This window comes from Rhodococcus oxybenzonivorans, from assembly GCF_003130705.1.
In the GTDB taxonomy this organism is placed as follows: Bacteria; Actinomycetota; Actinomycetes; order Mycobacteriales; family Mycobacteriaceae; genus Rhodococcus_F; species Rhodococcus_F oxybenzonivorans.
The window spans coordinates 524,933-545,003 of the sequence record NZ_CP021355.1 but is presented as its reverse complement, the minus strand read 5'-3'; the positions used below and the strand labels follow the sequence as shown (position 1 = coordinate 545,003).

Genomic DNA, 20,071 nt, shown 5'->3' with positions numbered 1-20,071 from the left:
TCTGCGAGGTTCACAGTGGTGCGGGGGTCAGGCTCGTTCGGGTGAGAATGTGGCCGAGCCGATCTCGCTTGGTTGCCAGGTAGTGGGTGTTGTGGAAGTTCGGTGTGATTTCGAGGGGTGTGATGTCGGTGATCGCAATGCCGGCTGCGGTGAGGCCCGCGGCTTTGGCCGGGTTGTTGCTGAGCAGGTTGACCTGCTTGATCCGGAGGTCGCGGAGGATGGCTGCGGCGTCGGCGTAGTCGCGGGCGTCGACGGGCAACCCGAGTTGCAGGTTCGCGTCCACTGTGTCCAGGCCCAGTTGATCCTGGAGTTGGTAGGCGGCGATCTTCGCGGCGAGTCCGATGCCGCGGCCTTCGTGCCCGCGGAGGTACAGCAGGACCCCTGATCCGGCGGCGGCGATACGTTCCAGTGCTGCGGACAGTTGTGGGCCGCAGTCGCAGCGTCTCGAGCCGAGGGTGTCACCGGTGAGGCATTCGCTGTGGACACGGGTGAGTGCGGTGGTGCCGGCCGGTTCGCCGAAGACCATCGCCAGGTGCTCGATTCCGCTGGTGGAGCGGTAGGCGACGGCGGTGAAGGTGCCATAGTCGGTGGGGATGGCGGCCTCGGCGCAGCGTTCGATGCTCGCGGTGCGGCGCCGGTAGTCCACCAGTTGCTCGATGGTGACGACGGGCAGTTCCTCGTGGGCGGCGAATTCGAGTACCGCGTCACCGCGAAGCATGTCACGCCTGTCTGCGGTGGTGACTTCGCAGATCAGCCCTACCGGTGAGAGGCCGGCGAGGGTACACAGGTCGACGGCAGCCTCGGTGTGACCGGGCCGGACGAGGACTCCGCCGTCGCGGGCGCGCAGCGGCAGGACGTGGCCCGGCCGGGTGAGGTCGGTGTCGACCGTTTCCCGGTCGGCGAGCAGCCGAATGGTGCGGGCCCGATCGGCGGCACTGATGCCGGTGGAGGTGCCGGTGGCGGCGTCGACGCTGACGGTGAACGCGGTGCCCAGCGGGTCGGTGGGATGCTCGACCATCTGCGGAAGTCCGAGGGCACGGGTGCGGTCGGCGGGCATCGCGACGCAGAAGTAGCCGGAGGTGTGCTCGAGGAAGTAGGCGGCGTCCTGGGTGGTGACGAATTGGGCGGCCATCACGAGATCGGCTTCGTTCTCGCGGCTTTCGTCGTCGATCACCAAGACCGGTTTACCCGCGCGCAACTGTTCGAGGCACTGTTCGATGGTGCTCATGCCGGGCTCGCAGGGGTGAGCTGGTGAAAGGTGGAGGTATAGAACAACAACGGGTCCCGGTCGTCGGTCGCTCCGAGTTCGACGACGCGGCCGACGACGAGGTGGTGGTCGCCGACGGGTTGAACGAGATCGATGTCGCAGTCGATCCAGGCGTGAGCGCCGGCAAGCCGCGGTGACCCGGTGCGTGACGGTGTCCAGTCGATTCCGTGGAACTTGTCCGATCCACTGCGAGCGAAGGCTCGGCCGAGTTCGTGCTGGTCGGCGGAGAGGATATTGGCGCAGAACCGGCCGTAGCGGGACACCTTCGGGAAGGTCGTCGAGTTGCATCCGACGAAGAAGGCGACCAGGGCGGGGTCGAGTGAGACGGAACTGAAGGAACCGACGGTCAGCCCGACAGGGTTACCGTTGTCGTCGAGTGCGGTGACGGCAACGACACCGGTGCAGAACTTTCCGAGAACGGTGCGGTACGCGTCCCGGATGTCGTCGGGGGTCGTGGCGCTGATGTGCGGGCGGGTTGTGGTTCGCATCGGTACCTTCTTCAGACTGGAAGTGGAGAGCCCGCCCGGCAGGGCGGTTGTGCTGAATGGGTCGGCGGGCCGAGCTCGTCAGCCGCCGCGCGAGGGCGGCGGCCGACAGCCGCTAGACCGACAGCCCGGTCTTGGCCCAGAACTCCTCGAACGTCGCCGAGCACATATCGGTGCCGCGCGTGACCTTGCCGTCCTCGAAGCGGTGCGTCATCACGATCGTCGTGTCGAGTTCGAGTTCCCCGAGGCGGCGGTACGCCCGGACATTGGCGGTCACCAGGTCGTCACCAACGACGTCGACGGAGACGACCTCGTTACGCGATTCGTCGAGCTTGGCCAGGACGCCGAAGGCCTCGAGGAATTCGGCCTTGGTGTAGAGGCGAAGGGTCCCCTCGAGGGTGAAACCGGCCCATGTCATCTCGTCCGAGTACAGCTCGACGAGCGGAACCGGGTTTCCCTCGTCTGCGGCGGCGAAAGCTGCCTTCAGGGCGGCGGCATTGGTGTTGGTCATGCGGACTCCATCGTCGCTTTTCGGATATGTCGGCACCACGAGTCTTTTGTGGTGTACATCACCTTGCCCTGAGCGGTGGTGTGGCGGAACCGTCCAGTTACGTGGTTCGCTACGGTGACGTGTGCTCAATCGAGGATTCCGGTGTTTGCGCAGGCTAGCGGCATTAACGACGGCCAGGCGTGGGCGCTATTCTGGAGAGGGCGCGGCGCGGTGACACATCTTGACCCCGCAAGTTGACAGTGGGCATCATCAGCGCCCAGAGTGATCCAGATCTCAATCACCGGGAGGTCGACCGACCGGTCTCGAGTCCAGAAGGGGCCCTGTGAACGCTGACGAGTGGGAAGAGATACGCCGACTCCACCGGCAAGGATCTCCCATCAAGCACATCGCTGTGCAGCTCGGAATGTCGCGCAACACGGTGCGCCGCGCTCTGACTCTCGACCAACCTCCCACCGACCACCGAAGCCGACGCGGCTCCGTCGCAGACCCCGTCGATTCGGCCATCCGGGACCTGATCGCCGACGACCCCGACATCGCCATCGCAGAGATCGCGCGACGGATCCAATGGACCAAGTCCAGGACCACGCTGGCCCGCCGGGTCACGAGCATCCGCGCAGAGCTGTCGACGAGCGAGTCCCACGACGGCGCCGCCGACACGGTGTCCGCGATCCCGTCGGTCCCGGTCTACGGCACCAGCTTCGTGGGGCGCCGGACCGAACTGCTCGAACTGCGGCGATTACTCGGCGACCACCGTCTCGTGACCATCACCGGACCGGGGGGAATAGGCAAGACGCGCTTCGCGATCACTGCGGTCGGCGAGTATCGGCGCGCCTTTCCCGATGGGGTACGGGTGATCGAACTCGCCGCGCTGCGCAGCCCCGATCTGCTGACGCAGACCGTCGCGGACGGTCTCGCCCTCGCCAACCGTGAGGTGCACGGAAGCCCGACGGAGAAGACGATCATCGACTATCTCCGACGGCGGCGGATGCTCCTCATCCTCGACAACTGTGAGCATCTTCTCGACGAATGTGCCCGATTCGTATCGGTGCTACTGCGATCGACTACAGAACTACGCATCGTCACCACCAGCCGCGAGATCCTCTCGGTTTCCGACGAATTCGTCTATCCACTCGCACCGCTGTCCACCCATGCGGGACCGGGCTCACTCCCGGGACACGCTGCCGGGAGCGCGGTGGAGCTGTTCGTGAACAGGGCCGCCGCAGTGCTCTCGAAATTCGAGCTGACCGACGAGAACCGCGACGCGGTGATGCGCGTCTGTGATCGACTCGACGGCTTACCCCTCGCCATCGAATTGGCCTGCGCGCGACTACCCGTGCTGTCGGTGTCCGAACTGGCTGATCGTCTCGATCACCGGCTGAGCCTGCTCACCACCGGTAACCGCACCGGGCCCCAGCGGCATCGCAGCCTCCAGGCGACCATGGACTGGAGCTATGAACTGTGTACTCGCGAACAGCAACTCCTCTGGTCCCGCGCCTCTGTCTTCGCCGGCGGGTTCGAACTGAGCATGGCCGAAGAGGTGTGCAGCGACGGCCAGGACGTCCGCGCGGAGTCCGTTCTCGACGGCATATCCGCGCTGGTCGGCAAGTCGATCCTGCGCCGCGAGGAAGGCGGCACACACATCCGATTCAGCATGCTCGAATCAATCCGCGAATACGGAAACAGCAAACTGACAGCGACCGAGGTGCACGACTTCAAATTGCGACACCTGCAATGGTGCTCGAGACTGGTCGCGACCACCGCGGACAACTGGTTCAGCTCCGACCAGCGAGCGGCCGGCGAACGACTGCGCCGCAACCATGCCAACGTCCGAGCGGCCTTGCACACCGCGCTTGTGGAATCCGCGGACGACCGCGGCGTGTTCACAGCCAGCGAAATGGTCTCCCGTGCATGGTTTCTCTGGTCGTGCGGGTTGTCGGTACGTGAGCACCGCATGTGGCTGAACCGGGTCCTCGAACTCGAGACGGCGCCCACGATCGCTCGAGCCAGGGCCCTGGCCACCTTGGGTCTCGTCGAGACTCTCCAGGGCGACCGTCAGTCAGCCGACGTCGCATTGACGGAGGCCGATGCCATCAGCAGGACGGAGGGTGACGCGATCACCGAAACGTTCACCTCCCATGTGATGGGCTTGAAGGCGTTCTTCGCCGGCGAATTCGACGAAGCGGAGAGGCTGCTCTCGGCCGCGCACGAGATGTATCAACAGATTCCCACTCGTGAGGATCTCGAGCACATGCTGCGGATCCATCTGGGCATGCTCTACAGCTTCACCTCTGACACAACTCGTGCCGCAGAACAGTTCGAGACGGTGCGAGACCGCGCAGTGGCAGTAGGAGAATCATGGTTCCAATCGTATGCCGTCTACGGACTCGGATTGGTGGCCCTGATGAAGGGGGAATTCGAGGTAGCGCTGCGGTTCGGATCCGAAAGCCTCCGTCTGAGGGAAGACTTCGAAGACGTGATCGGAACGACGTTGGTCGCTGACCTTCTGGGATGGGCCGAAGTCGAGGCCGGCACGGCCGAACGCTCAGCCGTCCTGCTCGGTGCTGCATCGTCGATGTGGGAGTCCTTCGGCCAGCAACTGTATGGCTCCAGTCATTGGGTCGAGCAACGTGCGCGATTCGAGAAGCAGGCGCGAAAGGCACTGGGAGACGCACAGTTCGAGAAGTGTCAGACAAGGGGAGCCGCGATGTCGGTTTCCGAGATCACCGGATTCGCGCTGGGCGAACTGGTACCGGCCGGCGCTCCCGCTCTGGCGGGTCACACCCGCCCGGAGAACGTCCTCTCCCCGAGGGAGCGCGAGGTGGCGACGCACGTTGCCGCCGGCATGACCAACAAGGAGATCGCCGCCAAGCTGGTGCTGTCGCCGCGCACGGTGGAGGGGCACGTCGAACACATTCTGGAGAAACTGGGAATGAGCAGGCGTCACGAGATCGCCGCCGCGTTCGCGCACGCGGAGCGGGGCACGCCGGGCTAGTTCCGGGTGCCCCGCACTCGCAGTATGTGCTGGTCAGACCTTGTTGAGGGCGCCCGCGTCGACGGGCATCGCGATGCCGGTGACGTAGCGTGCCGCATTTGAAGCCAGCCACACCACGGCGTTACTGACATCTACCGGTTCGATCCACGGAGTCGGCAGCACGTTCATCGCCGTCTCGCAGGCCTCGCGGAAGTCCTCGTGCGTGGGCTTCTCGAGGTCCGGACGGAACAGGCGGTACATGTCCTCGTTGTCGATCATGTCCGTCAGCACCGACGTCGGGTGGATGGAGTTGCACCGAATCCGGTGGGCGCCCAGCTCATTAGCGGCGGTGCGGGCGAGACCGGTGACGCCGTGCTTCGCGGCGACGTAGTGGGCGAAGTTGGGGAATCCCTGCAAACCGCCGGTGGAGCTGATCAGGACGATCGATCCGCCCTCACCCTGCTCGATCAGGACGGGCACAGTCGCGCGCATCGTCTTCCATACGCCCGACAAGTTGATGTCGACCATCTCGTCCCACTGCTCTTCGGTGAGCTCGTGCAGCGGAGCGGACGAGAAGATGCCGGCGTTCGCCACCACGGTGTCGAGGCGTCCGAGCTTCGCCACGCCCTCGGTGACCACGTCCTCGAGCTGACTCAGCGACCGCACGTCGGCAACCGCGACGTGCGCACGCTGCCCGAACTTCTCGATGTGCCGGGCCGTTTCCCGGAGTTCGTCCTCCGTCGCTCCGCGGTATTTCGTTGTTGCCGGCTTGGCGCAGAGGTCGACGATGATGACGTCGGCGCCTTCTTCCGCGAGCCGGATGGCGTGCGAGCGCCCTTGCCCGCGTGCGGCTCCCGTCACCAGTGCGACCTTGCCTTCGAGCTGTCCCATCAGGGGTCCTTCCGTTGTGCCTACGGTTGTGAACAGGGTTCTCAGACTGTGGGCTTCTGGTATGCGCGCATGATCGGTGTGGCGGCGTCGACGAGGGTGATCTGATCGACCAGCATGTGCTGTGTCGCGACCGTGGCGTCACGCACGCACCGGCCGAGGGCGCTGGGGTTACGGATCGACTGGCTGCCGGCCCAGCGGTGCGCGAAACCGACGATCTCACCGGCCACCTCCTGCGACCAGGTGATGACCTGACGCAACCGGGCGCGCTGCTCCTCGGTGATCTCCGCACCGGCGCGCGCACTGGCCTCGGCGTCCTCGTGGGCGGCGTAGACGTACAGGCGGGTTGCCTGATAAAGGGCTTCGTACTTGCTGAATTCGCGGCGGAACAGTTCCGACTCGCCGACCACCGTGGCGTAGCCGGGACGCGCCTTCTTCGCGACGATCCGGACGATCTCCTCGAGCGCCCGCTTCGCCAGTCCGAGTGCCACGGGGGCGTGCCCGCCGACGCCGATGCCGAGCAGTCCCAGCCGGTACACGGGCTCGGAGCGGACGGGGGTGGTCGAGAACGTCTCCATCGTGAACTTGTCCGGAATGAAGCGGTCGTTGACGGCGTAGTCGTAGCTGCCCGTGCCGACCAGTCCCATCACGTTCCAGTTGCCGAGGAACTCGACGTCGGCGCGCGGCAGGAACCCGACGCGGCAGTCGGGGGTGCCCGCCTCGTCCAGGATGGGGTTCCCGTCGTCGTCATGGACGACGAATCCCGCGCCGATCCAGGTGGCGTGCGCCGACCCGCTCGCGAACTGGTAACGGCCGGTGACGCGGTAGCCGCCCTCGACCCGGACCGCCTTGCCGGTGGGCATGATCATGCCTGCGGTGATTCCCCGGTCCGGACCGCCGAACATCTCGCGGGCGCCCTCGTCGTTCATGAACCCGGCGGCGATGCCGGTGCTGAACGAGTTGGCCATCAGCGCCCAGCCCGTCGACGCGTCGGCCCGCGAGATCTCCTCGATCACTTCGAGTGCCTGCACGATGCCCAGCCCGCCGCCACCGAACTCGGTGGGGACGAGGGTCCAGAAGAGCTCCGCCTCTGCGAGGGCCTCGTACACCGGCCTGGTGATCGTCGCGTCACGCTCGATCGCATCCGCCTCCTGCTCGACGATGCGAGCGACCGCCTTCGCCCGGGCGAGATAGTCGACAGGCGCCCGATCGGCGAGGGCGGACACTGATCGATCAACGGTGTGCGTCATGGAAATGACCTTCCTGGTATGCAACTCGGCTCGTCGTCCGCCACACATTTCGGCGGGGACGAGATCGCGGTATGACCTGAATCACAATGGTCGATCCGCGAGCTGCACACAGGCGGGTGACCACGTGGTCAACTACGTGGTCACCCATTCGGGTAGTTGCGCCGACCGATCGGGCCAGACATCGAGCCTGCCCGTCCGCCGGGAGAACGGAATCGCTGATGGGTCGTGCCCGCTCCGGCGTGAGCACTGCTTCATTAGCGCGCTGATGGTTCTCCCGCACGCTGCCGAACGCGATCGAGCTCGAGGACGATCGGAGAAGTATCGGTTCAGTCATTCGTGGGAGATGACTGGTCGAAAGAGCATCACGATGTCGAGCTAATGGACTCTGCTGGACGGAGGCCCTGGACCGGCCAACACCAGCGAAGGGCTCGGCCTGCCTCGATCAGAGCGAATCTGCCGCAGCCCGGCAATCGAGTTTCAGCAGCATACCGACGTCCACGGCACCCCAGGTGGCCTTGAGGTCCCGCAATGTGGTCGGATGACATCGCCGGAGACAGGTTCGCGTTCCAAAGCGACGGGCAGCAATCAGACCTTCGGCGGAGCGCCCCCCTGTCCGCGGAGAGGTGAACCGGGCGTCTCGCCTCGGCCAGGCTCCGTAAGAGAAGACACCTTGCCGCCTCTCCTGGGACACATAAGGGAGGCGGCAAGGTGTTCTGTGTCAGGCCCTCTATCGAGGTCCCATTCGGATGGCGCCGTCGAGGCGGATGGTTTCGCCGTTAAGCATGGCGTTATCGACAATGTGTGCGGCGAGGGCTGCGTACTCGGTGGCTTTACCCAACCGGGACGGGTGCGGTACCTGCTGCCCGAGAGACTTCTGCGCATCCTCCGGAAGCCCCGCCATCATCGGCGTTTCGAAAATTCCTGGTGCGATGGTGACAACACGGATCAGGTGGCGGGCCAGTTCGCGGGCGATCGGCAGCGTCATCGCGACGACGCCGCCCTTGGATGCCGCGTAAGCGGGCTGGCCGATCTGGCCGTCGAACGCGGCGACGGAGGCAGTGTCAATGATGACGCCGCGTTCCCCGTCGACGGGTTCGGTCTGGGCGATTTTCTCCGCAGCCAGGCGGAGCACGTTGAAGGTGCCGACAAGATTGATGCGGACGACGCGCTCGAAATCATCGAGGGGCAGAGCCCCCGAGCGTCCGAGGACCTTGCCGGGCGTTGCGATTCCGGCGCAGTTGACCACCACGCGAAGGTCGCCGAGGGAAGCGGCGAAGTCGATCGCCGATGCCACTTCCTCTGCGGAGGTGACGTCGGCGGCCGTGAAGTAGGAGCCCTTTCCGATCTCCTTGGCGGCCACCTCCCCGCTTGATGAGGGCAGGTCGAGCAGCACGACTTGGGCGCCGCGCTCGTGCAGAGCACGGGCGGTGGCGTTGCCGAGTCCGGATGCTCCGCCGGTAACGACGGCTACGGCTCCTTCAAGCTTCACGAGTTCTCCTCGAATATGTTGCGGCAAAGTGGAAAAGAGGAAATATCAGGCGACGCGCAGGATCAGGGCATCGCCCTGTCCGCCGCCGCCGCAGAGAGCGACGGCACCGGTACCGCCGCCGCGGCGCTGAAGTTCGAGCGCCAGGTGCAGGGTGATCCGGGCGCCGGACATGCCGATCGGGTGGCCGAGGGCGATCGCGCCGCCGTGGACGTTGACCCGGTCGGGGTCAACGCCGAGTTCGCGGGTGGAGGCGATCCCGACGGCGGCGAACGCCTCGTTGATCTCGATCAGATCCAGCTCGGCCGGCGAGATATTGGCCTCAGCGCAGGCTTTCGCGATGGCGCCGGAGGGCTGGAACTGCAGACCCGAATCCGGTCCGGCGACCATGCCATGTTCGCCGATCTCCGCGAGCCAGGTCAGGCCCTGCGCCTCGGCGCGTTCCTTGCTCATCACCACGACGGCGGCGGCGCCGTCGTTGATCGTCGACGCGTTGCCCGCGGTGACCGTGCCGTCCTTGCGGAATGCGCCGCGCAGCCGGGCCAGGGTTTCGGGGGTGGTGTCGGGGCGGATGCCTTCGTCGCGGCGCAGCCAGGTGCTCTCACCCCTGCGGGCGGGGATCTCGACGGGGACGACCTCGTCGTCGAAGATTCCGCTGTCCCAGGCCTTCGCGGCCAGCTGATGCGAGCGGGCCGCGAACGCGTCCTGGTCCTCGCGGGCGATGACGTCCTTGTCGTTGCCGGCCTCAGTGAGCAACCCCATCGGCTGATCGGTGAACGTGTCGTGCAACCCGTCGAGGGCCATGTGGTCGACGAGGGTGACGTCGCCGTACTTGAACCCACCGCGTGAACCGGGCAGCAGATGCGGTGCCTGGCTCATCGACTCCATGCCGCCGGCGACGATCACATCGAACGCACCAGCGCGGATGAACTGGTCGGCCAGGATGATCGACTCGACCCCGGACAGGCACACCTTGTTGATGTTCAGCGACGGGGTGCTCATCGGGATCCCGGCCTTCGCGGCGGCCTGGCGGGCGGGCATCTGCCCGGCACCGGCGGTCAGGACCTGTCCCATGATGACGTACTGCACCCGATCCGGGGCAACACCGGCCTTGCCGAGCGCCGCGTCGATGGCGATGGCGCCGAGGTCGGCGCCGGAGAATCCGGCAAGTGAGCCCTGCAGGCGGCCGATCGGGGTACGGGCGCCGGCGACTATCACAGAGGTGGGCATGCGGAAGACCTTTCTGAGGTGGGGGGTTCGTCAGTTGCCGGCGAGGGTGCGGCTGATAACCAATCGTTGGATCTGGTTGGTGCCCTCGAAGATCTGGGTGATCTTCGCTTCCCGCATGTACCGCTCGACGCGGAAGTCGCGGGTGTAGCCGTAGCCGCCGAGCACCTGGACGGCGTCGGTGGTGACCTTCATGGCCGCGTCAGTGGCGACGAGTTTGGCCACCGAAGCATTGCGGGAGTACGGCAGTCCGGCATCACGGCGGCGCGCTGCGTCGATGTAGGTGGCGCGCGCCGAGTCGACTGCGGCGGCCATGTCGGCGAGCAGGAATCCGAGCCCCTGGTGGTCGATGATCTTCTTGCCGAATGCCGACCGTTCCTTGGCATAGCTCACGGCTTCGTCGAGCGCGGCCTGGGCGAGACCGACGGCGACGGCGGCGATACCGAGGCGCCCGGAATCGAGTGCACTGAAAGCGATCTGCAGACCCTGCCCCTCCGCGCCGATCCGCCGTTCGACCGGGACGAAGGCGTCGTCGTAGTGCGCCGACGTCGTGGGTACCGCGTGCAGGCCCATCTTCTCCTCGGGCTTGCCGAACGAGAGGCCCTCGGTGCCCTTCGGCACCAGGAAGCAGGAAATGCCCTTCGACCCCTCGCCGGTACGGGCGAAGAGATTGTAGAAATCGGCAATTCCGCCGTGGGTGATCCACGCCTTCGCACCGTTCACCACATATCCGCCATCAGTCGCGGCAGCCTTGCATGCCAGCGCGGCGGCATCCGATCCGGCTTGCGGCTCCGACAGGCTGTACGCGCCGATGGTGTTGCCGCCCAGCATGTCCGGAAGCCACTGCTGCTTCTGCTCGTCCGTGCCGAAGGCCATCAGGGGATGGCAGGCGAGGCTGTGGACGCTGACCGCCACCGCGACCGCCGCCCACCGGGCGGCGATTTCCTCGAGAACCTGCAGGTACACCTCGTAGGGCTGTCCGCCGCCGCCCCACTCCTCCGGATACGGCAGGCTCAGCAGTCCGGCCTCACCGAGAGTGGCGAAGACCCCCTCGGGATACGTTTCGGACTTTTCGTGCTCGTCGACGATCGGCGCCAGGACCTTGTCGGCGACATCGCGCGTGAGCTGAATCAGGTCACGAGCTTCGTCGGTGGGCAGCAAACGATCGACGGCCACGAAATTTCTCCTCGAGAAGACGACAGAACAGTACTGAGCTACGGCCCACAGTACTGATGCGAAAGTAGTACTGCAAGGAATGCGCCAGTACTATCCGGTGTATGGAGCAGATCACCCGACCGGGATTCGCGACGCGACGGCGCACCCAGCTCTTCGACGCGCTGGTCGACCTCTTCCTGGCCGAAGGGTTCGCCCATCTGACTCTCGACGAGATCGCCGCGCGGCTGCGGTGCTCCAAATCCACCCTCTACACCCTCGCCGACAGCAAGGAGCAGCTCGTCCGGGAGGCCACGGTGCACTTCTTCCGCCGCGCCACCGAGGACGTCGAGTCGCACATCGCAGAAATCAACGGGGCCCGAGAGCGGATCCGCGCCTACCTGTCCGCAGTCGGTACCGCACTTACGGCCGCGTCCGACCAGTTCATGGCCGACCTCGACGCCTTCCCGCCGGCCCGCGAGGTCTACCAGCAGAACACACAGATCGCGGCCGGGCGCGTCAAGGCTTCGATCGACGACGGTGTGGCGGGCGGAGACTTCCGTGACGTCCATGCCGCGTTCGCCGCCGATCTCGTGACCACCATGATGGTGCGCATTCAGCAACGCGGGGTCCGCGACAGCACCGGCCTCGACGACGCCCACGCCTACCGCGAACTCGCCGCCATCCTCACCGCAGGAATCAGCGCCTGAGCCACTTCCGGACGCTTCCCGGCACCTCGGGCAATGGGATAGCTAGCATCACCGCGAGCAGAGCCACGTAGGCGAAATGTTTCGGGTCGCCTCAACCCCAGGCGCAGACAGCCCTATCGGTGCAACGTTATTCGATCTTCCCGTCGCTCCGGCACGGTGGACAACAACTACCCGATAAACACACTCATCCTTCAAGTCCTCCATTACGATGCCCTGTCGGAACTATGTTGCATGCAAACATGGGCGAACGTTCTTGCCGCAACTGGTGGACATACTTGAACAAAATGAAGTTCCGCCAACGTGTGAAGGCTTCCGGAAGGATGCGATTGCGATGCCCCGACCCGGCCCGCAGCCTCCCCGGCGCAGCTCTATGCATTCTTCCGCCGCGACAATCCCGACCGCGATTCCGGTCGACTACGTCACTGAAGGGAGTTTTAACCTCGGCCGTTGGCAGGACCGCCAACGGGTGGCCCACATGCTCGGCACCCTGCCACCGCACCGTATGCGGAACTCGATGCGATCGGGGTCGTGCGGAGCGAGGACGACACCCACTGCCCCGCCGTGTCCCGGGTCGACAGCAAGCGGCGACGGATGCTCACCGAAATCGCCGCTTACCGCGAAGAGCACGGGAACGCACTGGTTCCCGCGAACTACGTCACCCACGACGGGGAACAGGTTGGTCAGTGGCTCTACCGGGCCGTCAAGAAGTGGCGGGCCGACGCCCTTTCGGACGACGAGCGTGGTCACCTCGCCGTTCTCGGGGTCTCCCCCAGCCCGCGCCCGCGGGGCCCGCGCACCTCGGCCAGCGCACCGGATCGGCTGTCCGTCACCCCGCCCGACGACCACAAACGCGAAGCGCGAATCTGACCGTCAATCCCGCTGGCCTTAAGATGATTCCGGCGGCTCGACAAGATCGCGGCTTTGCGCCCGAAACTTCAGCATGGCCACCGCGGCCGTCGCGGGTCGAACCCATGTAGGTCGGGTTGTTGCTCATCAGGAGTGCAGGACCTGGCTCATCGCGTCCTTCTCGACCTGGGTCACACCCTGGGGTCTGCGTGCGCGATCGCGGGGGGCGGTCAGCGCGACGCCACGCCGGCGACGGTCGCGCATGCAACGAGAGCGACCTTGCTGCGGGCTCTCGAATCTCGCGGGTACGGGGCACCTTACTCTTAGCGCCTGGCGAGCTCGGACACTCAGCTGCGGTGTGCGTTCCAGAAGGCCACGCGCAACCTGTCGAAGACGCACCGGTGGAGTGAGGTGCATACGGTGGCCAAATTCGGCAGCGGAATTCAACCGGTGAGTTCGGGATAACCGTCCCCCAACCGTCGTATCCACCTCGCCTGCCACCCGATCCGCACCGCTCCCATGCCGAGCAGTGCACGGGCGTGCCAGCCGGGATAGCAATGCTTTCCGCGAGAGCGATACTTTTGCGACAGCGATTTGAAAGATAAGCATCCCACCGGGAGACGAAGTGTCGATCGTCTCCGTGAGCGATTTGAATGCCACCCCGCGTTCCTGGAGGCCTTCGACCGTCTCGATCAGATGGCTCAACGATCGCCCGAGCCTGTCCAGGCGCCACACTACGAGGGTGTCGCCGGCGCGAAGATGCCCAAGTAGGTCCAGCAGTTCGGGGCGGTCCTTCTTGGCACCGCTCGCCACTTCCTCCCAGACTCTCGAACACCCGGCGGCCGCCAGAGCGTCCCTCTGCAAATCCAGCACCTGATCGGTGCCACTTACCCTCAGATACCCGATGTCAGTTTCAAGAGTTGTGTTCGCGGAATCCTGGTGATTCCCCGCCTGTGCAGCTGTCTTCTGAAATCTTGCAGGTAGAAGTGCGGTGCACGCGGTGGGCGTCGATCTGAAGCGACAGTGACACCGCGGGAGCAACTAGTCGAGGGTGCGGTATAGCGTCGATCTGGCGACCCCGAGGGTTTGTGCGATCGCGGTCATGGAGACGCCGGCGCCTTTCATCTTGCGGGCGATTGCCTTCTTCTGTCCGTCGGGTGTCGACCGTCACCCTCGACTCCGCCGCGCGGCCGAACCCAGCACTGGGCCCGCACCATTCACCGGGGCACGAGAAGCTCGATGGGATCATCTACCGCGGACGTTTCGCCGGCAGTGCGTGTGTTGGCGTGGTCGAACGCGCCACCGACGCGTTCCCAGCGCTGCCAGCGTTGTCGCTGCCTTTGTCGCATCCCGGCTTGTCCGGCCGATCGACGGTGCGGCCCGTCAGCTCGGCTACACCACCACCTGACCGCGGCACAAATCGGCGATCCGACTGGGCGGCCGGACAGTGCCCTGAGGGAATCCTTGGTCACACTAGTTCCAGGGGAACGGCCTCGTCGGGTTCTGCTGATGTGCTGGATGATTCGGCGGCTGATTGATCGTGGGTCGAAAGCCCGGCCGCAACGATTGCGCCGATTCCAAGTACGCCTACGACGAGTGCCCAGGCGTAGGCGATGGAGGTATGCGCAACGATTAGTCCGGCGGCCATTGCACCGGCGCTGCCGCAGAGCCGCAAGGCAAGCGACTGGATGGAAAGGACCGTGGCGCGTTCACCGGATGTGACCGCGCGGTGAGTGAGTGTGTCCAACAGTGGTTCGGGTGCGCCGAGCGCGAGGTAGACGAGGACGTAGCCGGCGGCGGCTATGAGGAACAGTGGGGCGCCGAGAGCGGCGACGGCGACGGCGGTCACGATGAGCGCCACGACCACCATTCGACGGCCGGTCCCGAGCAGCCGCGAAAGCGCTGGGGACATGGACGACCCGGCTGCCATCGCAAAGCCGCCCAGCGCCGTGAAGACGGCGTAGGCAATGACGGCCTTACTGTCCGCGCCGAGGAGTTCGGCTATTCGCAGCGGAGCGAGGAACTCGATCGTTGCGAGCGCGACACCGATCACACCGCACAGGATGGTGATCCGGCGGAGCGTGCTGGTTCGGGTGCAGATCAGGACCCCGTCGCGCACTGTCCGCGGTATATCGGCGAGTACGTCGCGAACGACCGCTCGCGGTCGACGTTTCACCTCGGAAACCCACGCTAGCTGGGTGAGGGCGCGGACCACGACAATGCCCGCTGCCAGCAGGTAGGGCAGCGATAGTCCGAGGACCGGTGTGTCGCCGGCAGCAGGCAATGGCACCCATCCGGCAAGGGCACCGCCCGCCAGAGCCCCGCCCGCGACCGCTCCGACGGCCAACGCGAACGATCCGGCCGTTCGACCTCTTGCGAACGCCGGGGTGAGGTCGGCATCTCTGTCCGCGGCGTGGACGGCGTCGACGTACCAGGCCTGCAGCGGGCCCGAGTCCAGTGCACGGCCGACGGCCTCGAGGAGGATTCCAGCGGTGATGACGAGGATGCTCGTGCCGAGCCCGACGAGGAGCGTGGAAAGCAGAAATAGCGCCGTGGCGGCGATGAGCACCGGACGGCGGCCGAGGACGTCGGCGATTCCGCCCGTCGGCAGCTCGAGGCACGCAGCAGTCAGCCCGTATGCGGCGAGGAGGGTGCCCATGGTGGCCACGTCGATCCCGCGCGCGGCGAGCAACAGGACAAGTACCGGGGCGCACAGCCCGGTCGGCAGCCAGCTGAGCACATTGAGCACAATGTAGCGACGGGTGAGCGTCCTAATGTTCGCGTTCATTCAGTGTCCATATCCTCGGGGTGGGAGTCGACTACGGTGACCAGCAACGATTGTGGTCGCCTGCTGAATCGGTTCTGGTGCCAGCGCAGTTCGTCGACCGGGGCGGCGAGCCGTAGGTCAGCCAAGCGCGGGAGTAGGGCCTTGAATACGATCTGTGACTGCCGACGAGCCAGGGTTGCTCCGGGGCAGTAGTGGGGACCGTGGCCGAACGCCAGATGCTTTTTGTCGCCTCGGGAGGGGTCCATGCGGTCGGGTTTGGTGAAGTGCAGTGGATCGCGGTTGGCTGCAGCAAGATCGATCGTCACCGTGCTTCCGGCTGGTATGACGGTGTCACCGATCGGAACGTTCTCGGTGGCGAATCGTGTCCATGTCGCTCGGGTGGGTGTGATGTAGCGGAACAGCTCTTCGACTGTCATTGGCAGCAACTCCGGTCGCTGCACCAGCAACTGTCGCAGCCGCGGAGCCATCAGCAGGGTGAGGGCGCTGGTGCTGAGGAAGCTGACGGTCGTTTCGTACCCCGCGACCACCATCAAGGAGGCGGTGCCCACCGCTTCGGAGTCCGAGAGCCGGCCGGCTTGTCGGGCGGCGGCGAGCTCGCTGCACAAGTCATTGGACGGGCACTCGGCCTTGGCGGCCAGCAGCGACGCAATGTACTCGTCGAGGGCGTTGCCGCCGGTCGCGCTGATATTGGGATCCTCCATGGTGGAGTCCTCCGACCAGGCTAGTACGCGGTTGCGGTCCGCCGCCGGCACTCCGAGCAGGTCGCAGATTACTGAGAACACCAGCGGCAACAAGAATTCGGTAACCAGGTCGCCTTCACCGCGGGCACGGAGGGCGTCGAGCGAGTGACGTGCCCGCTGTTCCATTCGAGCCAGGTGCGCATCGTAACGGCTTGGCGTCAGGGCGGGCGCCACGGCCCGCCGAAGCTGAGCGTGCCGCGCCGCATCGCACATCTGCATGCTTGTGCCGCGGCGCTGAAGCGCAGCGACCTGGGATGTGATGTCGGAGTGCTGAGCCGCAGCATTGGACGGGTCGTTGGCCAGCCGCCGGTCGGCAAGCACCTCCAATGCCTCCGCATACCCTGCAACGAGATACCTGCTGTCCGATAGCTGCTGGACGGATCGGGTATGCCCGAGGTTCATACTTACCGCCTTCATGGTTCGGGGGCGAGGCAGACGCCTCGCCCCCGGAACCAGGTATTGATCAGTAGTACCGGTACGCGGAGATGTAGCCGCGCCGGTCCGGGCTGAGTGCGGGAGTCGCGAGGAGTTCCTCGAGCGCGTCCAGTTCCAGCGCGGCTTCGAGGTCGATAACGTCGGTCGGTTCGATGGTGTTCGTGGCGAGTGTGTTCATGCTGTGTCCTCTTGTCTGGTTTCCGTCGCGTTCTGCGGCGGTAGATAAATCATCGGGAACTGCGGTCGGTCGAGATAGATACCCTGGGGTGCAGACGTCTTCACCCCGGTCGCCATCCGTGTCGAGGCCGAGTTGTGCTCCCCGCGAACGCGGGGGTGATCCCATGAACAGCTACGCCGACGCCGGCGACATCAAGTGCTCCCGCCGAACGCGGGGGTGTGTGATCCCGGCACTCTCAAGGTCGGGAAAGATATCGAACCGTGCTCCCCGCGAACGCGGGGGTGATCCCGAGTACAAGCACGGTGACGTCATCGTGCAGGAGTGCTCCCCGCGAGCGCGGGGGTAATCCCAACGACTGACGCTCCCCCGTCAGGGCTTCTGATATCCCCAGTGGTCAGAAGTGCTATGCGCAAACATCTGTCGCTATGGGGAGCGCCTCATAGCGACGTGGCCGAGAGATGCCGGTACAGCGTCGCGCGGCCGATCCCCAGAACTGAGGCGATTTCGCTCTTCGGGGTCCCGGCCTCGATCATCTGTCGAATATGACGCGCCTTCGCTGCGTCGATTGCCTTGGGCTGCCCACCGACCCTCCCCCTGGCCCGTGCTCCGGCGACCGTCCGCTCCTGAATCAACGCTCTTTCGAATTGTGCTAGCGCACCGAAGATTGAAAGATAAGCATCCCACCGGGAGACGAAGTGTCGATCGTCTCCGTGAGCGATTTGAATGCCACCCCGCGTTCCTGGAGGCCTTCGACCGTCTCGATCAGATGGCTCAACGATCGCCCGAGCCTGTCCAGGCGCCACACTACGAGGGTGTCGCCGACGCGAAGATGCCCGAGTAGGGCCAGCAGTTCGGGGCGGTCCTTCTTGGCACCGCTCGCCACTTCCTCCCAGACTCTCGAACACCCGGCGGCCGCCAGAGCACCCCTCTGCAAATCCAGCACCTGATCGGTGCCACTTACCCTCAGATACCCGAATATGGCGCTCACAGGCGATGACTGTCCCAGAAACGTCCGACACGTTCCAGTGGGCACTTAAGAGGGTGAGACGGGTTTCTGAGACACATCACAGTTTGATAACGCCAACAGCCGATTCGGCACCAGAACGTCTGCCGAGCAGCCGTCGGGCTCTTCCAGGACGATGCCGCCCGGCCGACACCCAATTCCGGCCGGTGTCTCAGCTCTGACCGTCCCAGTAACGGCCGAATGAGAGACAACCCGAAACAGCGCATAACTATCCAGATCCGATCAACCGCGTCCCGTTCGTCGCCCCGAATCGGGGCTCTCACCGGACCGGGGGGCTATTGGGACCGTGCAGCTCAGTTCGTTCGGGTCATGGGTCGGCTTTCGGGACGTGCGGGTCATCGTTCGCCATTAGAAACATCGGCCAACTGGCGACCAAATCCGAAGTCTGATGTTTGTGCAGTCTTTTCCCCAACATCGGGTACGTCAATGAGAATATTGCGAGCATGCCAGCGTCCAAGGCGACGTCCAACAACGTTCGAAGTCAAAGACGTCCGACTTCAGACTGTCGGCGACTACGGTTGCGGCCACCAGCCCCGTCGGCGTCGCTAGCGCAACGTTCGACAGCGATCTGGAAGCTACCAGGGCGAGTTGCTCGCGTCGCTCTCGCGCTGCCTACATTCGCAGGGCTCGTCGCTACAACAATCGGGTCCGTTTACGTCGGGCTGTATGCGATTGCGCCCGACCTCGCACCCCGAGAGAGGCTAGGCGCAACGATCGACCATATTGCCATTGAGCACGGCGTTAGTTATGCCGAATACGGCCGACGCATGGCTTACAGCGGTCACGATTCCGAAGCGGATTCTCGCCTCGGGGATTTGATATTTATTCGAGTCACGTTGTCGGAATACAAGGACCGCAGCTACGCGATGCTAGCGAACATGCTGGACGAAGGCGGGCGCGAGCTGCATGCTCGGGGCGACGAGCTCAAGCACCGAGGTGTCGCCGATGTGTGCATTGTGGTGTGTGACGGACTGCAACGGCCTGCCGGACGCGATCACCGCGGTGTGGGATCGAACGATAGTCCAGACCTGTGTCATTCATCTGCTCCGCAACACGTTTCGGTACGCGTCCCGCAAGTACTGGGACGAGATGTCACAAGATCTACGACCGATCTATACCGCTGCCAACGAGGCTGCGGCGCGGGAGCAGTTCGACGAGTTCACCGGCAAATGGGGCTCGAGGTATCGGGCGATCATCCGGCTCTGGCAGAACGCCTGGACGGAATTCATTCCCTTCCTCGACTATGTGACGTCGAGATCAGGCGTGTCATCTGCTCGACGGATGTAATCGTCAAGTCTCCACGGTTAAGCAGGACAGCTCATTACGTCCTTTCCGCGGTCGGTTCAGAGCAAGCTGTGGGCGGCCAGGGTCCGTGGTCAGGGCTGGCCGCCAGGCCACCGCGCAGCGGTTTGCCTTGACCGCGGAGTCGGGCACCCTATGATCCGCTGGATCGACCGCGGAAGGCTGCGGTCGCGGTGTGATTCGGCCGCCGCGGCTGCCAGCCTGCGATAAGTGTTTCGTAGGCGCGTTCGGCAACTTCGATCACTTCTCGCTCGTGCCTGCGCAACTGCTTGTCGTTGTAGTCATAACCGGGACCCCGGCGGGCGTGTGCACGCGGAGCGCCGGCGGTAAGGGCAAGCTTGCGCTGCTTGAACGCCACCAGGCTGGGTCGGGCGAACGCATAGTCCTCACCGGACGCGGTCAGATGCCAACAGAGGACGGCCAGCTTCCGCGCCGTAGCAACCACCGCGACTCGAGGTCCGCGCCGTGCTTTGATGCGGTTGAAGAACGCCCGCAATGGTCCTGGTGCGCGGGAGGCTACCCACGCCGCCTCGACCAGCATGCCGCGAGTTTGCGCACGACCGGACTTGGTGATGTGACCGTGACTGGCCGGCTGATTTCCGGACTGCCGAATCTTCGGATGCAGACCCAGGTAAGCCACCAATTTCTCGGCCGAGGCAAACCGCCCGAAATCACCGACGGCAGCGACCACCGACACCCCGACCACCGCATCGACTCCGGGGATGGTCATCAGGCGGCGCACCACCGGATCGGCGAGCGCCTCGATCGCCAATTCGCGGTCTGCGGTGACGAGTTCGCTGCCGAGAAAATC

Annotated in this window: 17 protein-coding genes and 3 pseudogenes; 4 read left to right on the top strand and 16 right to left on the bottom strand. The window is 65.0% G+C overall.

Features of this window, described 5'->3' with window-relative positions:
- Window positions 1-10 precede the first annotated feature (10 nt).
- The 3 genes from ribB to CBI38_RS33535 form a co-directional block, all read right to left on the bottom strand.
- Entirely contained in the window at window positions 11-1,228 is a 1,218-nt protein-coding gene (gene ribB, locus CBI38_RS33545) for a 3,4-dihydroxy-2-butanone-4-phosphate synthase (protein WP_109335782.1), read from the bottom strand.
- A complete protein-coding gene (locus CBI38_RS33540) occupies window positions 1,225-1,755 on the bottom strand; it encodes a flavin reductase family protein (protein WP_109335781.1) in 531 nt (176 codons plus the stop codon). Before CBI38_RS33540 ends, ribB begins: the two co-directional genes overlap by 4 nt.
- Before the next feature lie 112 nt (window positions 1,756-1,867).
- Window positions 1,868-2,263: a nuclear transport factor 2 family protein gene (locus tag CBI38_RS33535; RefSeq protein WP_054245667.1), complete on the bottom strand. Its 396-nt coding sequence runs from the start codon at window positions 2,261-2,263 to the stop codon at window positions 1,868-1,870.
- Between the two features lie 322 nt (window positions 2,264-2,585).
- Between CBI38_RS33535 and CBI38_RS33530 the strand changes: the two genes are divergently transcribed.
- Window positions 2,586-5,255, top strand: coding sequence for a LuxR C-terminal-related transcriptional regulator (locus CBI38_RS33530; RefSeq protein ID WP_109335780.1), 2,670 nt, complete (start codon window positions 2,586-2,588; stop codon window positions 5,253-5,255).
- Window positions 5,256-5,288: 33 nt separating this feature from the next.
- On the opposite strand, the gene CBI38_RS33525 is transcribed toward CBI38_RS33530, so the two are convergent.
- The 5 genes from CBI38_RS33525 to CBI38_RS33505 form a co-directional block, all read right to left on the bottom strand.
- Window positions 5,289-6,125, bottom strand: a complete 837-nt coding sequence (locus CBI38_RS33525) for a mycofactocin-coupled SDR family oxidoreductase (protein WP_109335779.1) — start codon at window positions 6,123-6,125, stop codon at window positions 5,289-5,291.
- A 41-nt stretch (window positions 6,126-6,166) separates the two neighbouring features.
- Window positions 6,167-7,372, bottom strand: a complete 1,206-nt coding sequence (locus CBI38_RS33520) for an acyl-CoA dehydrogenase family protein (RefSeq protein ID WP_109335778.1) — start codon at window positions 7,370-7,372, stop codon at window positions 6,167-6,169.
- Between the two features lie 727 nt (window positions 7,373-8,099).
- A complete protein-coding gene (locus CBI38_RS33515; protein ID WP_109335777.1) occupies window positions 8,100-8,861 on the bottom strand; it encodes an SDR family NAD(P)-dependent oxidoreductase in 762 nt (253 codons plus the stop codon).
- A gap of 45 nt (window positions 8,862-8,906) precedes the next feature.
- Window positions 8,907-10,088, bottom strand: coding sequence for an acetyl-CoA C-acetyltransferase (locus CBI38_RS33510; RefSeq protein ID WP_109335776.1), 1,182 nt, complete (start codon window positions 10,086-10,088; stop codon window positions 8,907-8,909).
- A 30-nt stretch (window positions 10,089-10,118) separates the two neighbouring features.
- Window positions 10,119-11,261: an acyl-CoA dehydrogenase family protein gene (locus CBI38_RS33505; protein WP_109334601.1), complete on the bottom strand. Its 1,143-nt coding sequence runs from the start codon at window positions 11,259-11,261 to the stop codon at window positions 10,119-10,121.
- Window positions 11,262-11,362: 101 nt separating this feature from the next.
- Here CBI38_RS33505 and CBI38_RS33500 point away from each other — a divergent pair, with 101 nt between their 5' ends.
- Together CBI38_RS33500 and CBI38_RS33495 are read left to right on the top strand one after the other, a co-directional pair.
- Entirely contained in the window at window positions 11,363-11,947 is a 585-nt protein-coding gene (locus tag CBI38_RS33500) for a TetR/AcrR family transcriptional regulator (RefSeq protein ID WP_109335775.1), read from the top strand.
- A 331-nt stretch (window positions 11,948-12,278) separates the two neighbouring features.
- A pseudogene (locus CBI38_RS33495) lies at window positions 12,279-12,814 on the top strand (helicase associated domain-containing protein).
- A 569-nt stretch (window positions 12,815-13,383) separates the two neighbouring features.
- Here the strand turns inward: CBI38_RS33495 and CBI38_RS40835 are convergent.
- From CBI38_RS40835 to CBI38_RS40825, 7 genes and pseudogenes are all read right to left on the bottom strand, one after another.
- Window positions 13,384-13,699: pseudogene (locus CBI38_RS40835) on the bottom strand (recombinase family protein); the annotation flags it as partial.
- A gap of 135 nt (window positions 13,700-13,834) precedes the next feature.
- A complete protein-coding gene (locus CBI38_RS39715) occupies window positions 13,835-13,930 on the bottom strand; it encodes a helix-turn-helix domain-containing protein (protein WP_335743652.1) in 96 nt (31 codons plus the stop codon).
- 331 nt (window positions 13,931-14,261) lie between these two features.
- A complete protein-coding gene (locus CBI38_RS33475) occupies window positions 14,262-15,581 on the bottom strand; it encodes an MFS transporter (RefSeq protein ID WP_109335774.1) in 1,320 nt (439 codons plus the stop codon).
- Complete coding sequence (locus tag CBI38_RS33470; RefSeq protein ID WP_162603364.1) at window positions 15,578-16,723, bottom strand: cytochrome P450; 1,146 nt, start codon at window positions 16,721-16,723, stop codon at window positions 15,578-15,580. Before CBI38_RS33470 ends, CBI38_RS33475 begins: the two co-directional genes overlap by 4 nt.
- A gap of 61 nt (window positions 16,724-16,784) precedes the next feature.
- Window positions 16,785-16,934 (bottom strand): hypothetical protein, encoded by a 150-nt coding sequence (locus CBI38_RS38115; RefSeq protein WP_162603363.1) that lies wholly within the window; start codon window positions 16,932-16,934, stop codon window positions 16,785-16,787.
- Between the two features lie 437 nt (window positions 16,935-17,371).
- Entirely contained in the window at window positions 17,372-17,467 is a 96-nt protein-coding gene (locus CBI38_RS40830) for a helix-turn-helix domain-containing protein (protein ID WP_418328371.1), read from the bottom strand.
- 116 nt (window positions 17,468-17,583) lie between these two features.
- The gene (locus CBI38_RS40825; RefSeq protein WP_418328360.1) at window positions 17,584-17,868 is read right to left on the bottom strand and encodes a recombinase family protein; all 285 of its coding nucleotides are present in this window, start codon (window positions 17,866-17,868) and stop codon (window positions 17,584-17,586) included.
- A gap of 1,010 nt (window positions 17,869-18,878) precedes the next feature.
- On the opposite strand from CBI38_RS40825, the pseudogene CBI38_RS33460 reads away from it, so the two are divergent.
- Window positions 18,879-19,247, top strand: a pseudogene (locus CBI38_RS33460) (transposase); the annotation flags it as partial.
- Window positions 19,248-19,393: 146 nt separating this feature from the next.
- Here the strand turns inward: CBI38_RS33460 and CBI38_RS33455 are convergent.
- Window positions 19,394-20,032, bottom strand: coding sequence for a transposase (locus CBI38_RS33455; RefSeq protein ID WP_109335772.1), 639 nt, complete (start codon window positions 20,030-20,032; stop codon window positions 19,394-19,396).
- Window positions 20,033-20,071: the final 39 nt, after the last annotated feature.

Bases quoted from the DNA above. Each gene is read 5' to 3' on its own strand.
- ribB (WP_109335782.1), bottom strand. From the start codon at position 1,228: ATGAGCACCATCGAACAGTGCCTCGAACAGTTGCGCGCGGGTAAACCG.
- CBI38_RS33540 (WP_109335781.1), bottom strand. From the start codon at position 1,755: ATGCGAACCACAACCCGCCCGCACATCAGCGCCACGACCCCCGACGAC.
- CBI38_RS33535 (WP_054245667.1), bottom strand. From the start codon at position 2,263: ATGACCAACACCAATGCCGCCGCCCTGAAGGCAGCTTTCGCCGCCGCA.
- CBI38_RS33525 (WP_109335779.1), bottom strand. From the start codon at position 6,125: ATGGGACAGCTCGAAGGCAAGGTCGCACTGGTGACGGGAGCCGCACGC.
- CBI38_RS33520 (WP_109335778.1), bottom strand. From the start codon at position 7,372: ATGACGCACACCGTTGATCGATCAGTGTCCGCCCTCGCCGATCGGGCG.
- CBI38_RS33510 (WP_109335776.1), bottom strand. From the start codon at position 10,088: ATGCCCACCTCTGTGATAGTCGCCGGCGCCCGTACCCCGATCGGCCGC.
- CBI38_RS33500 (WP_109335775.1), top strand. From the start codon at position 11,363: ATGGAGCAGATCACCCGACCGGGATTCGCGACGCGACGGCGCACCCAG.
- CBI38_RS33475 (WP_109335774.1), bottom strand. From the start codon at position 15,581: ATGAACGCGAACATTAGGACGCTCACCCGTCGCTACATTGTGCTCAAT.
- CBI38_RS33470 (WP_162603364.1), bottom strand. From the start codon at position 16,723: ATGAACCTCGGGCATACCCGATCCGTCCAGCAGCTATCGGACAGCAGG.
- CBI38_RS38115 (WP_162603363.1), bottom strand. From the start codon at position 16,934: ATGAACACACTCGCCACGAACACCATCGAACCGACCGACGTTATCGAC.
- CBI38_RS40830 (WP_418328371.1), bottom strand. From the start codon at position 17,467: ATGATCGAGGCCGGGACCCCGAAGAGCGAAATCGCCTCAGTTCTGGGG.